This is a genomic window from Amycolatopsis sp. WAC 01416 (assembly GCF_003947485.1).
GTDB lineage: Bacteria > Actinomycetota > Actinomycetes > Mycobacteriales > Pseudonocardiaceae > Amycolatopsis.
The window spans coordinates 185,998-197,844 of the sequence record NZ_QHHX01000013.1 but is presented as its reverse complement, the minus strand read 5'-3'; the positions used below and the strand labels follow the sequence as shown (position 1 = coordinate 197,844).

Genomic DNA, 11,847 nt, shown 5'->3' with positions numbered 1-11,847 from the left:
CACGGGCTGCCAGTCCGATACTGCGTCGTCCCGCTCGGCAAGGTCAAGTGTGAATCGGCTGATAGGCGGCCCTTTTTCAAAGGTCCACACAGTTTCCATATAGGCCCCATAAATGTCCCACAGAGAGCCGTCGGTGAGCGGCCCCCGACGCGGGGAGGCTTTACGATCCGGTGTTGTGCCTGACGATGAAGCAGTGGATTTGAGTCTCCCGGAAGGCCTGTTGCCCGCCGACGGGCGATTCGGGTGCGGCCCGGCCAAGGTGCGGCCCGAGCAACTGGACGCGCTCGCCTCGCGCGGCGCGGACTTCCTCGGGACCTCGTACCGCCGTGGCGCGGTGCGCGCGTTGCTCGGGCGGGTTCGCGCCGGGCTGCGGGAGCTGTTCGAGCTGCCCGCGGACTATCAGGTGGTGCTCGGCAATGGTGGGGGCACGGCCTTCTGGAACATCGCCACCCACGGCCTCATCCGGAACCGGGCCCAGCACCTGTCCTTCGGTGAGTTCTCCGGCCGTTTCACCGCGGTCGACCGGAACACGCCGTGGCTGGCCGAGCCTTCGGTGATCGAGAGTCCACCCGGAACCTGCCCGGTGCCGCGCGCGGAGCCGGGAGTCGATGCCTACGCGCTGACGCAGAACGAGACCTCGACCGGCGTGGCCATGCCGATCCACCGGGTACCCGGTGCCGATGTCGATGCCCTGGTGCTGGTCGACGGAACCAGTGCGGCTGGGGGCATGCTCGTGCGGCCGGAGGCGTTCGACGTCTACTACTTCGCACCACAGAAGTGCTTCGGTGCCGACGGTGGGTTGTGGATCGCGCTGATGTCACCGGCGGCGGTGGCCCGCGCCGAGGAGATCGCGGCCGGCGGCCGGTATATTCCGGAGTTCTTCAGCCTGCCGGCCGCCATCGGCCACTCGGCTCGTGACCTCACGTTCAACACCCCGTCGGTGGCGTCGCTGTTCCTGTTGAGCGAGCAGATCGACTGGCTGCTCGGCCTCGGCGGGTTGAGTGGCGCCGCGGCCAGGGCGGCGAAAACGGCCGCGCTGGTCTATGGCTGGGCCGAGGATTCGCCTTACGCGGCACCGTTCGTCGCTGAACCGGAACAGCGGTCGCCAGTGGTCGCGACGATCGAGTTCGCCGAGCACATCGACGCGGCACACATGGTCGCCGGGCTGCGGGCGCACGGCATCCTCGACCTGGAGCCCCATCGCAGTTTCGGCCGGAACCAGATCCGCATCGGCATGTTCCCGGCGATCGAGATCGCCGACGCCGAAGCACTGTTGTCCTGTATCGACCATGCCGTCGCACAGCTCGGCCGACCGGCCGGGCGGGGAAGGAGGTCCAATGCCTGATGCACCTACGGTCGTGGTGGTCGGTGCTGGGATCGTCGGCGCGTCCATCGCCCACAGCCTTGTCCAGCGGGGTTGGTCGGTCACCGTCGTCGAACAATACACACCGGGACATGTGCGGGGCTCCAGCCACGACACCTCCCGGGTGCTCCGGTTGTCCTACGGCGGAGGCCGTGACATCGACGTCTGGTACACCCGCCAGGCCTGGCGGGCCCGGCAGCTGTGGCAGGAAATCGGGGTGGAGGAAGGAATCGAGCTCTTCCACAACGTGGGCGTCGTCTGGTTCGCCAAAGGAGAGGCCGAATTCGAGGAACAGAGTGCTCGCAGTCTCGAGGCGCTGGGTCTCCCGGTCGAGCGGCTGGCCCCCGAGGCGGCCCGCGACTTCTTCCCCGACGTGCGCTGCGACGACCTCGAATTCGTGTTGCACGAACCGAGCAGTGGCGTGTTGCGGGCTCGGCTGGGCGTCCTGACCCTGATGCGCCGTGCTTTGCGGGCAGGTGCCAGGTTGCGCATCGCCAAGGCCCGGCCGGATGCGAAAGGCAGGGCCATCGTGGACGGCAAGGTGCTGCCCGCCGATCGGACGATCTGGGCTTGCGGTCCGTGGCTGGGACGTTGGTTCCCGCATCTGGCGGAGATCGAATCCGTCCGGCAGAACGTCTTCTACTTCGGCGTGGAACCGCAGTGGCGGACGCCCGGCCTCCCGGTGTGGGTCGACGGTGGCGCATACGGGGCCGGGGACATCGACGACAGCGGCTTCAAGGTCGGCGGGGCGCTTGGCGCCGCTCCGGTCATCGATCCCGATCTCGCCGACCGCCCTCCCGATTCGGAGGCCGAGCAAGCCGCCCGGTGGGCGCTCGCCAACCGGTTTCCCGCGCTGGCCGGCGCTCCGCTGGTTTCCCGGCACGTCTGCCAATACGAGCTGACCGCGGATCAGCATTTCCTGCTCGCGCCGGTGCCGGAATCGGTTGGCGGCTGGCTGGCAGGCGGGGGCGGGCACGCCTTCAAGTTCGGTCCCGCGTTCGGTGAGTACACCGCCGACCTGATCGAGGGCGGCGAGCAGCCACTGCCCGAGTTCGGGCTGGGACCGCGGGAGAAGTACCAGAGCAAGGAGAGCACGACCCCGGGACAACTGGCTCGCCAGCATCGCTGAGTTTCCGGATCGGTAGCCAACGACAAAGGAGAGAACATGTTGTACGAAGCCGAACGGCAGCTGCTAGTGGAAAGCATCAACGACATGGCCCGCTGGGGGATGATCGAGACTACCGGCGGTGGCCTGAGCGTCCGGGCCGACAACGGCGACATCATCGTCACCGCCACCGGTTCGGCGTTCGCACGCTGGAAGGTCACACCGCGCGACATGACGGTGATCTCGGCGACCGGCGAACTGAGGGAGCGCACCGGGGGAGTGGCGCCGGTGGGCGCGCTGATCCACATGGCCGCCTACGAGATGTTCCCCGACTGCCGCGCGATCGTGCACGCGCACAGTGCCTATGTGCTCGCGTTCGCCTCACTGGGCATGGGCATTCCCTCCTGTGTCAACCAGCTGGACACCTTGGGCGAGGTGCCCTGCCTGATCGCCGACGACACCGCGGTCAAGGGCGGGGTGCTCAGCGGTGAGTCTGACCGGCCCGAGGTCAAGCTGCCCGACGGCATCGCCCAGCGGCCGGAGATCGCGGCTGTCGACACCTACCAGCTCATCCCGCAGCTGAAGCAGAAACTGGGCCCGCGGGCGGACGAACTCAAGCGCCACGGCCTGGCGTGCGTACTCTATCGCCATGGTGCCTTCACTTTCGCCCGTGGACTGACCGAGGCGGTGGAGAACCTGGCCAGGGTGGAGATGAGCGCGCGGACGGCCGTCTTCCAGGCGATCCTGCGCGGCGGTCTGGCCGGGATCGAGCCCAATCTGCTGTTCCCGAAGGCGGGGCTGGCCGTCGAACAGCAGCTCGCGGATGTCTGACGGCTCCGCCGAAAGCGCTTACTACGCGCAACTCGCCCGGACCAGGGGCGCCGCCGGGGCGGTGCAGCTCGACGGCAGCGGCCGGGTGCTCCTGGTACGGCCCGGGTACAAGCCGGTCTGGGACCTGCCTGGAGGTGTGATCGAAGCCGGGGAGTCCCCGCTGGCCGCGTGCACTCGCGAGGTGCGGGAGGAACTCGGCATCACACCGGTGCTCGAGCGGCTGGTCGGGGTGGTGTGGTTCCCGTCCCGGCCTCGCCGCACCGCGTCGAACCTGTTCGTGTTCGCGGGTCGTCTGCCCGAGACCGCTCAGACGGCCATCGAACCCGACCCCGGCGAGATCGCCGAATTCGGCTTCTTCCCGGTGTCGGCGCTACCGGAGGTGGAACCGCACACCGAACGCCGGGTCCGCTCGTGCGTCGAGGGATATCTCGGTGGAGGAACGGTGTACTACGAGGAATCGACGAAACCGGCATGGTACGGCGGTTCCGGGGAGGGGCCGGGATGAGCCCGCGCGAACCGGTCGAAACCGTACTGCTGGATGCCGGGGGAGTGCTGATCATGCCTGCCGCCGAAGCCGTGATCGCGATCCTGCGGGTCGGAGGTGTGCAGGCCGACGTGGGTGTGATCGACCGCGCTCACTACGCGGCCACCGCGGCGAACGACGCGTTCCCTCCGCGGAATCGCCTGCTGTACCTGAACGCCTTCGCCAGGGCGTGCGGGGTCGAGGACGACCGAGTCGAGCGGGTGGTCGTCGAACTCGCCATCGCCATCGACGGTCCGAAGTGGACTCGCGAGCTGGCAGGGGCTGCGAAGTCGTTGCGCGCACTGAGTTCCTTGCCGGTCGCACTCGGCGTGGTGTCCAACTCGGTCGGGGTGGTGGCCGAACAGTTGCGGCAGGCCGGCATCTGCCAGGTGGGGCCGGGAACCGGGACCCCGGTGTCCCTGGTGATCGACTCCGCGCTGGTCGGCGTCGCCAAACCGGATCCCGGGATCTTCCACCTCGCGCTGCGGGAGCTGGACGCCGAACCCGGGCGGACCGTCTACGTCGGGGACACCGCACGTATCGACGTGGACGGTGCGCTCGCCGCCGGGATCCGGCCCCTGCACCTCGATCCGCATCGTGACTGCCCCGATCCGCCAGGGCGACACGAACACCTGCGCAGCCTCGGCGATCTGGCCGCGTGGGTGCACGCTCATGGACGATGACCCGGGCCGCCTCACGATCCGCCGGTCGCCGAACCGCTGGGTGCTGCTGTCGGTGAGCCTGATCGCCTGGGCGGTCGGCGCCACCGCGGTGTTCCAGCTCTCGCTGGTGCTGCCCGCTTTGCGTGCGGAGACCGGGATGTCGCTGGCGCTGGCCGGAGCACTGGTCGGGGTCGCCAACGGCGGACTGACCGTGGCCATGCTGGGTTGGGGTCTGTTCGCCGACCGCTTTGGTGAACGGTGCGCCATGTCGTGCGGCCTGTCCCTCTGCGCCCTGCTCCTGTGCGTGGCCGCTGCCACCGATGGTGTCGCGGCCCTGTTCGCTGTCTTCGCCCTCGTCGGGGCGACCGCGAGCTCGGTGTACGCACCGAGCGGGCAGGCGGTGGTGCGGCGGTTTCCCGTTCGACAGCGCGCTTTGGCCCTCGGACTCACCCAGACCGCGACGCCGCTCAGTTCGGCGCTGGCCGCGGCGATCGTGCCGGGTGTCGCGGCCGCTTACGGCTTGTCCGTCGTCTGGCTCGGTATGGCCGGGCTCTGCCTGCTGACCGCGCTGGTGGTGTTCCTGTTCTGCGGGCAACCGCGGGCGGATGGGACCCCGGTCGTTACAGCGTCCGGCGGTGCCGAGCCGGTACCGTGGCGACGGATCTACGGGGCCTGCGCGTTGCTGATCCTGCCTCAGTCCGCGCTGCTCACGTTCAGCGTCAGTTACCTCGTCGATGATCGAGGCTGGAGCCCGGTGCAGGCGGGGTGGCTGCTCAGCGGGGCGCTCCTGCTCACCGTGCTCACCCGGCCGCTGGCCGGTTACCTCGCGGACCGTCTCGGAGCCCCGCTCGGCTTGATGCGGATCTTCGCCTTCGGTAACGCGGTCGTGCTGTTGTTCGTCGTGATCGGTGCGGTGACCAGGACCTGGCTGGGCACGGTGATGGTGCTCGTCGCCTGCGTCTCGACGATCACCGGTTACGGGCTGGCCTCCACGGCGGTCGCCGGATTCGCCGCGCGGGCCCGGTTGGGGCGTGCGCTGGGAGTGCAGCACACACTGCAGAGCCTGATGACCACTGCCGGTCCGGTGGTGCTGAGCGCGGTCATCGGCAAAGCCGGGTACGCGGGGGCGTTCGCGGTCATCGCGGTCGCTCCTCTCGCCGGTGGGGCGCTACTGCCGGTGGCGGCCGAACGGCCCGGTCAGTCCCGGCAGCAGTGCTCGAGCACTTCGGTGGAGGGCGCGCCGGCGAGGATGGCCTGGTGGACTCGGCGAAGATAGGCGGAGGGTTCCACGCCGGTCTGCGAGACCAGGTTCCGCCGCGCGTCCAGGTACGCGCCGAGGGCCTCGCCTTTGCGCCCGGACCGGTACAACGCGAACATGTACTGCGACCAAGTGAGTTCCGAGATCGGGGAAGCCGCGATCAGTTCGCGGAGTTCACCCACCACCTCCTTGTGCTGCCCCAGCCGCAGCCGCGCCTGGACGAGATCGTTCAGCACGTCGGCCCGGCGTCCCTCCAGCGCGGTGATCGGTGCGATCAGCGCGGGGGTGACACGGACGTCTTCGAGCGGTCTTCCGCGCCACAGCTCCAATGCGCTGCTCAGGCATTCGGCGGCGAGTTCATGGTCGGACTGGCGTAGTGCGGCCCGCCCCTGCGTCGCGAGCCGTTCGAAGACGGACAGATCGAGTTCGTCGGCGCGCACGCGCAACAGGTATCCGGGCATCCTGGTGATCAGACGGTCTCGCCCAGCGTCGCCGGCGGTGTCGAGCAGCCGACGGACACCGGCGACATAGCTGTAGACGTTCGCGACCGCGGAGCGCGGAGCCGGGCCGTCCCATAGCATCGCGGTGAGCCGGTTCACCGACACGATGTGGTTGGCATTGAGCAGGAGTATGCTCAACAGCGCTCGTTGCTTCGGCGTGCCGAGGCCGCTTACCCGGCTCGCCGGGCCGGCTTCAACGGGACCCAGAACACGGAAATCCATTTGTCATGCCTCCCCCAGTGCCCGAAGATCAATTGACGTGAGTGCATTCGCAAGGCGTCGGGTCGCGAAAATGACACTTTAGGCCAGAGTGTCACAAGTCTGGAGTTCATGCAACGCGATCGAACGGCCGATTTCATGCGAATGGGCCTTGACTGCCGGCTGCGCCGACGCTATCGCCGCCGTGGTCTTGCCGAGTATACCCGGAATTAGGCCCGGAATTCTTTTCTGGCATGTCCGGAATGGCGTAGGATGACTGTCGGGGATTTATCGCCGAGTCTTTTCATGGAGGGCGGGGTCGTGAACTTCACCGATGACGAACTCCTGCGAATCCGACCGGAGCGGATGGCATCCGCTTATATGGAATACCGGCGATCCGGTTACGAGTTCATCTATCGCGCGGCGTTGGAGAATGGTGTGCTCGACGAGCTCGGCACACCGCGGACCGTGGCGCAATTCGTGGCCCGGCATGGAGTTGCATCGGGCAAGGCGGTGGTCGCCGAGTTGCTTCTCGAAGCGCTGAACAGGTGCGGAGCGGTTCGCCGAGTCGGTAATCGGCCTTCGCGCTTCAGTGCGGTGACCGATTACGTGCCGCCACGATCGATTGACGATGAGCTGATCCGGCTGGCCACCGGCAAATCGAGTTACCGGGAGCTCGGGTATAGTGGGAGTTTCGGCCGTGTGGTGACGTCTCTGACCCATGAGGAAAAGCATGCGTTGTCGGGTTTCGATGCCTCGAACGCCGATCTCTGGGATCAGGGAATGCAACTCCCGTACTATAGGTACGCTCGAATGTGTGCGGTGCGCACGCTGGTTTCCGCGGGTTCCGATTTACTTGATCTGGCTTCCGGAACCGGATTGGGGCTGCTTGAACTCGCGCGTCATACGACCGGCGGTGGCGAGGGTCGGTTCGTCGGCGTGGAGGTCAGCCCGGACTTCGTCCGAGTCTCGGCCGAACGCACGGCCGATGCTCCCCGGACTCGCATTGTCCAGGGGGATCTGGAACAGCCACTCGCCCTTCCCGGTGCGCAGTGCTTCGACGGTGCGATGCTGGTCGGCGCTTACCACTATCTGCGGGACGCGACGCCGATGTGGCAAAGTATGGCGCGGCTGGTGAGAACAAGCGGTGTGGTGTGCTTGGCAATGGCGTACTTCCGCACCGGCAGCTATGACCAGGAACTGGTCGATCTGCGTTACGCGCAAAGGAACCCGGTCGCACACCCCCGTACCCGTGCGCAGGTGATCGCCGAGGCGGGGGAGGCGGGTTTCGTACTGGAGCGCGAGTTCTGGTTCGGCTGCTTCGGCTGGCTCGCTTTCCGCGCTACAGGCGATCAGCGCGGATCGGAGGGCGCGGGCATGACCTCGCAGCCGAATTCCAGATAGGCCACGCGGCCGTCGTCGTGCGCCCGGCGGCAGACCTCGATCCGCCGGGCGATATGCGGTGCCATAAGCTCCCGGAACCTGAGCCTGTCGACGAACTGGCAGGCCGACAGCTCGTCGGCCGGGAGCCGGATCGCGGGGATCACCTCGTCCGGGATCCGGCCGGCGAAGACGAACACATTCGAATCGTCCCGGCCGGACCGCGGTGGTATCCAGTCGACCCCGGCAAGCGGACCGAGCACCGGGGCGATGCCGAGTTCCTCGCGCAGTTCCCGCACGCACGCCGCGAGCGGCGACTCGCCCTCCTCGATCACTCCCCCCGGCAAGCCCCACCCCGGTTTATAGGTGGGTTTGACGATGAGAATGCGTCCACGATCGTCGAAGAGCATTCCCGCGGACGCGCCCCTGGTTCCCGGTCGCGCGCTCAGCGGCTGTTCCCCGAATACAGGTTTTCCGACCAGGTTGCGCCAGGGTGGTGCAGTGCGTCGGGTTTGATCCCGCTGATCCCGCCGTGCAGGGTGGCCTGGAACAACGCGGTCCGGGCGCTGACCTCGATCCGCGTGAGATTCTCGACGGCCTCGTCGAGGTGGCGGGCGAAGACGAAGACGCCGTGCCGGTAGACCACGAAACCGAGGCCGTGCTTGTCCAGCTCGTCGGCGCGGGAGCCGAAGTGTTCCAGCATCTGGGGGTTCACCGTGAGAAGGTAGCCCGCGATCACGTCCGGGCGCGATCCCATGCATTCGGCGACATCGATGTTGACTCGTCCGGCGAGCACATCCTCCTTGACGGTGGGGTCGTCCGAGGTGAAGCAAGGGACCTCGCCCATCGTGTCGAGCTTGTTCGTGCAGGAGGGCACGCCGAGACCGAGCGAGGCGAACGCCAGGCTGTACGGTGCGTGGGAGTGCACGATCGCGTTGCAGTTCGGGAATTCTCGGTAGATCGCCATATGCAGTGGCGCGTCCGGTGGCGCCAGATCCGTGGCGCGCTCGACGATCGAACCCTCGGGCCCGTAGACCATCAGGTTGCGGGCGGTGATGTCCCACCGCACGAACGCGGAGCTCGCGGTGGTGCTTACGATGTTCCCGGAGCCGGCGCGGACGCTGACCGAACCACCGGCCGGATCCAGCGTCCCCCAACGCGTCATGTCGCTGACGGCCCGGATGATGTGGTGGCGTTCGGCTTCGTGACCCATTCTGGCGATCCTTTCGATTTATGCCGTCCGGTCGGGTACCGACAGCGGCGAGGTGTTCCGGTTCCACGCGCGAACTTCTCGCGCGAGCCGGGCATAAGCGAGGAAGCAACGGGTCTGGGAGAACGATCGGGCGTTGAGCCGGGCGCGGCTGCCCATGGCGTCGAGACGGCTCGCGGGCCACCTCGCGGCCTCGGCCAGCGCGAAGGCGAGGCCGCCGGGATCGTCGGCGGAGTAGACGAGGCCGGTGATCCCGGGTATCACCAGTTCGGTGCTGCCCCCGCGATCCGGCACGATCTGCGGGATGCCGGCGCCGCCCGCTTCGAGCACCGAACGTCCGAAACCTTCGATGTCGCAGGCCGAGACGAGGACATCAGTACCGGCCTGCCACCGGTGATCCGGTACATGGCCAGGGAATCGGATGTCCCGGCCGGGGTAGAGCTCGTCTGCCAACCGCCGGAGATCCGGCAACGCCGTACCGGTCCCGTAGATGTTGAGCTGTGCGTGCGCGGCGAGTTCGTCGGGCAGGCGTGCGAAGGCGTGGATCACCCGGTCGATCAGTTTCCACGGCTCGGTTCGGGCGACCACCGAAAATCTGCGTGGCAGCGGTGGCTTCCGGGGTTTCCGGTACAAATCGAGGTGGACGGCGTTGTGGATGGTGACCGCGTTGACCGGGAGGGAAGACAGCTCTCGGATGCTTCTCGTGGCGGCCCGGCTGACACCTACCCAGCAGGCGGCCTGGGAAAGGATGTCCCAGTGGAGTTCGCCGGGCAGCCGGGGAACCAGCCGCCGTACTCGGGGATCGACGGTTCGCAGGCGCTGGTCCGCAACCAGGATTCCCCGCAGAACCGAAATGACCGGTACGCCGAAGAAATCCGCCGCCGCGATATCGACCATCGCTGTCCGATGCGCTCCGATGAGCACCGTTCCGGCGGAATCGTCACCGAGTTCAGCGACCAGTGCCTGTTCATAGGCGTCGTAGTCCGTGACGTGCCGTACGCGAACACCCGGTGGATCAGGCGTGGGGGCGCCGTCGTTGCCCCACCAGATGACGACGACCTCGATCCCGAGCAGTTCGCGAAGGCCCCGCGCCAGTTCGAACGTCGACCGTTCGGCGCCCCCGGACGCCGTTGTCAGCCACGTCAGTACCACGCGCCGGAAGAGCGCCTGGCTTGCTGGTGTTCGCGGTATCCATCGACTGGCCATTGGGTGAACTCTGCCAACCGGGCCTACAGGGAGGCCACCGGAACGCCACAAAGATCCTACAACTCGGTGGGATCAGAATCGTCTACTGTGGACTGCGGACACCAAGATGAGGACACGGGTTCCCGCGTGCGGGAGGCACCGTGCGCAGCCCCGGATCACCACATCTGCTCCACCGTCATCACCAAGGTCCGGCCGAGACGAGGGGACACCGCCGGTGTCTTCGTTCAAGGTACGGATCGTCTGACACTCGCTGACGCCCACCAGGTCGAAGCGGGCTGAACTCGTCAATTCGGACCACGGGGTCCGCTGGCTACAGCCGATGCCGGATGCCTTGGTGCGGCCGGAAAGCGACGATCCCGCGGTCGCGGTCGCGGTCCGCGACAGCATCCGGCTCGCGCTCATGGCCTGCCTGCAGTATCTGCCGGCCCGGCAGCGCGCGGTCCTGATCCTCCGTGACGTGCTGGCGTTCTCCGCCACGGAGGTCGCCGACATGCTCGACACCACCACGGCGGCGGTCAAGAGCACCCTTCGCCGCGCCCGGGCCAAGGTCGAAGAGATTTCACCGGCGGCGGAACGGGTCGTTCCGCCCACGGACCGGGAACTCCGCGCCCTGCTGGCGCGGTACATCACGGCTTTCGAGAACTCCGACGCGGCGGCTCTGGAAAGCCTGCTGCGGCAGGACGCCACGCTGGAGATGACGCCGGCGAAGACCTGGTTCTCCGGCAAAGCGACCTGCGTTCCCTACCTCACGAAGTACGCGCTCTTCTCGCCTGGAGACTGGCGGATGGTCCCTACGAGCGCCAACGGGCAGCCCGCTGTCGTGGCGTACCTCCGTGGTGAGGACGGTGCCCATCACGCGTTCGCGATCGCGGTCCTGACCCTGGCCGTCGACGGCATCGCCAGGATCACGCTGTTCGGGGAACCCGGGATGGCCGCGAAATTCGGCAGGCCTCAGGTTCGCCCGGTGTCCGACCGGTGAGGACCATCGCCCCGGTCGTCCTGTGAGGGGCGAGTTTGACGTGCGGGAAGCGCGTCCCTAATGTTGCGTAACCATGAGGGTGGTTACGCCAAGATCCCACCCCGCGGACGGAAAGGGCAGGAGACCCGTATGAGCACCGCAGGTCAGCCGTACAAGGTGGCGATCGTTGTCGATGAGGGCTTGCCGTCGGGCTTGGCCGCGAACACCGCGGCCGTGCTGGCCCTGAGCATCGGCAGGCAGGTCGAGACGATCATCGGACCCGTGATCAAGGATGGTGACGGAAGCGCGCACGCCGGAATCACCACGATCCCGATCCCCATCCTCACCGCGGCCGCGGACAAGGTGCGGGAGATCAGGAATGACGCCTGCGCAAGGGATGTCGAATTGCTCGTCGTGGATTTCACCGACTGCGCGCAGAAAACCCGGAACTACGCCGATTACGGCAATCTCCTGGAAGCGGCGACGGGCAGTGAGATCAACTACCTCGGAGTGGCGCTGTACGGGCCGAAAAAGGCAGTGCAGCGGCTCACCGGGAGTCTGCCCCTGCTGCGCTGACGCGGTCGCCGTTGACAGTCCTCCGCGGCGACCCTAGCCTGAAAGCGTAACCACCAGGGTAGTCACTAGTATCGACG

13 protein-coding genes are annotated in these 11,847 nt (G+C 67.3%); 9 read left to right on the top strand and 4 right to left on the bottom strand.

Translation table 11 applies throughout. The features are described 5' to 3' along the window. Positions 1-193 precede the first annotated feature (193 nt). The 6 genes from serC to DL990_RS37260 are packed head-to-tail and all read left to right on the top strand — an operon-like array spanning position 194 to position 5,760. Positions 194-1,345, top strand: a complete 1,152-nt coding sequence (gene serC, locus DL990_RS37285) for a phosphoserine transaminase (protein ID WP_233620682.1) — start codon at positions 194-196, stop codon at positions 1,343-1,345. Further along, positions 1,338-2,492, top strand: coding sequence for an FAD-dependent oxidoreductase (locus tag DL990_RS37280; RefSeq protein WP_158632696.1), 1,155 nt, complete (start codon positions 1,338-1,340; stop codon positions 2,490-2,492). The genes serC and DL990_RS37280 overlap by 8 nt, the downstream gene beginning before the upstream one ends. A gap of 36 nt (positions 2,493-2,528) precedes the next feature. Beyond that, positions 2,529-3,299: a class II aldolase/adducin family protein gene (locus tag DL990_RS37275; protein ID WP_125796795.1), complete on the top strand. Its 771-nt coding sequence runs from the start codon at positions 2,529-2,531 to the stop codon at positions 3,297-3,299. Further along, complete coding sequence (locus DL990_RS37270) at positions 3,292-3,804, top strand: NUDIX hydrolase (protein WP_125801498.1); 513 nt, start codon at positions 3,292-3,294, stop codon at positions 3,802-3,804. Before DL990_RS37275 ends, DL990_RS37270 begins: the two co-directional genes overlap by 8 nt. After that, entirely contained in the window at positions 3,801-4,505 is a 705-nt protein-coding gene (locus DL990_RS37265; protein WP_158632695.1) for an HAD family hydrolase, read from the top strand. The genes DL990_RS37270 and DL990_RS37265 overlap by 4 nt, the downstream gene beginning before the upstream one ends. Continuing rightward, a complete protein-coding gene (locus tag DL990_RS37260) occupies positions 4,495-5,760 on the top strand; it encodes an MFS transporter (protein ID WP_125801496.1) in 1,266 nt (421 codons plus the stop codon). The genes DL990_RS37265 and DL990_RS37260 overlap by 11 nt, the downstream gene beginning before the upstream one ends. Here DL990_RS37260 and DL990_RS37255 read toward each other — a convergent pair. Continuing rightward, the gene (locus tag DL990_RS37255; RefSeq protein WP_125788075.1) at positions 5,682-6,464 is read right to left on the bottom strand and encodes an AfsR/SARP family transcriptional regulator; all 783 of its coding nucleotides are present in this window, start codon (positions 6,462-6,464) and stop codon (positions 5,682-5,684) included. The genes DL990_RS37260 and DL990_RS37255 overlap by 79 nt on opposite strands. A 297-nt stretch (positions 6,465-6,761) precedes the next feature. On the opposite strand from DL990_RS37255, the gene DL990_RS37250 reads away from it, so the two are divergent. Further along, positions 6,762-7,844, top strand: a complete 1,083-nt coding sequence (locus DL990_RS37250; RefSeq protein WP_158632693.1) for a bifunctional 2-polyprenyl-6-hydroxyphenol methylase/3-demethylubiquinol 3-O-methyltransferase UbiG — start codon at positions 6,762-6,764, stop codon at positions 7,842-7,844. Here DL990_RS37250 and DL990_RS37245 read toward each other — a convergent pair. Genes DL990_RS37245 through DL990_RS37235 form a run of 3 tightly spaced genes read right to left on the bottom strand, consistent with a single transcriptional unit; the run spans position 7,793 to position 10,182 of the window. Beyond that, positions 7,793-8,230, bottom strand: coding sequence for an NUDIX hydrolase (locus DL990_RS37245; RefSeq protein WP_125788077.1), 438 nt, complete (start codon positions 8,228-8,230; stop codon positions 7,793-7,795). The two genes, DL990_RS37250 and DL990_RS37245, sit on opposite strands and share 52 nt — an antisense overlap. Before the next feature lie 35 nt (positions 8,231-8,265). Next, complete coding sequence (locus tag DL990_RS37240; RefSeq protein ID WP_125801494.1) at positions 8,266-9,033, bottom strand: class II aldolase/adducin family protein; 768 nt, start codon at positions 9,031-9,033, stop codon at positions 8,266-8,268. A gap of 18 nt (positions 9,034-9,051) precedes the next feature. Then, positions 9,052-10,182, bottom strand: coding sequence for a glycosyltransferase family 4 protein (locus DL990_RS37235; RefSeq protein WP_158632692.1), 1,131 nt, complete (start codon positions 10,180-10,182; stop codon positions 9,052-9,054). Between the two features lie 304 nt (positions 10,183-10,486). On the opposite strand from DL990_RS37235, the gene DL990_RS37230 reads away from it, so the two are divergent. Together DL990_RS37230 and DL990_RS37225 are read left to right on the top strand one after the other, a co-directional pair. Continuing rightward, positions 10,487-11,215 carry an RNA polymerase subunit sigma-70 gene (locus tag DL990_RS37230; RefSeq protein ID WP_125801492.1) on the top strand — a complete coding sequence of 243 codons (729 nt, stop codon included), beginning with the start codon at positions 10,487-10,489 and terminating at the stop codon, positions 11,213-11,215. A 129-nt stretch (positions 11,216-11,344) separates the two neighbouring features. After that, positions 11,345-11,770: a DUF2000 domain-containing protein gene (locus tag DL990_RS37225; protein WP_125801491.1), complete on the top strand. Its 426-nt coding sequence runs from the start codon at positions 11,345-11,347 to the stop codon at positions 11,768-11,770. Positions 11,771-11,847 lie beyond the last annotated feature (77 nt).

What these genes read in the sequence shown, in the direction of transcription:
- DL990_RS37280 (WP_158632696.1), top strand. Translation starts at nt 1,338, where the DNA reads ATGCCTGATGCACCTACGGTCGTGGTGGTCGGTGCTGGGATCGTCGGC.
- DL990_RS37265 (WP_158632695.1), top strand. Translation starts at nt 3,801, where the DNA reads ATGAGCCCGCGCGAACCGGTCGAAACCGTACTGCTGGATGCCGGGGGA.
- DL990_RS37270 (WP_125801498.1), top strand. Translation starts at nt 3,292, where the DNA reads ATGTCTGACGGCTCCGCCGAAAGCGCTTACTACGCGCAACTCGCCCGG.
- DL990_RS37260 (WP_125801496.1), top strand. Translation starts at nt 4,495, where the DNA reads ATGGACGATGACCCGGGCCGCCTCACGATCCGCCGGTCGCCGAACCGC.
- DL990_RS37275 (WP_125796795.1), top strand. Translation starts at nt 2,529, where the DNA reads ATGTTGTACGAAGCCGAACGGCAGCTGCTAGTGGAAAGCATCAACGAC.
- DL990_RS37225 (WP_125801491.1), top strand. Translation starts at nt 11,345, where the DNA reads ATGAGCACCGCAGGTCAGCCGTACAAGGTGGCGATCGTTGTCGATGAG.
- DL990_RS37255 (WP_125788075.1), bottom strand. Translation starts at nt 6,464, where the DNA reads ATGGATTTCCGTGTTCTGGGTCCCGTTGAAGCCGGCCCGGCGAGCCGG.
- DL990_RS37240 (WP_125801494.1), bottom strand. Translation starts at nt 9,033, where the DNA reads ATGGGTCACGAAGCCGAACGCCACCACATCATCCGGGCCGTCAGCGAC.
- DL990_RS37245 (WP_125788077.1), bottom strand. Translation starts at nt 8,230, where the DNA reads ATGCTCTTCGACGATCGTGGACGCATTCTCATCGTCAAACCCACCTAT.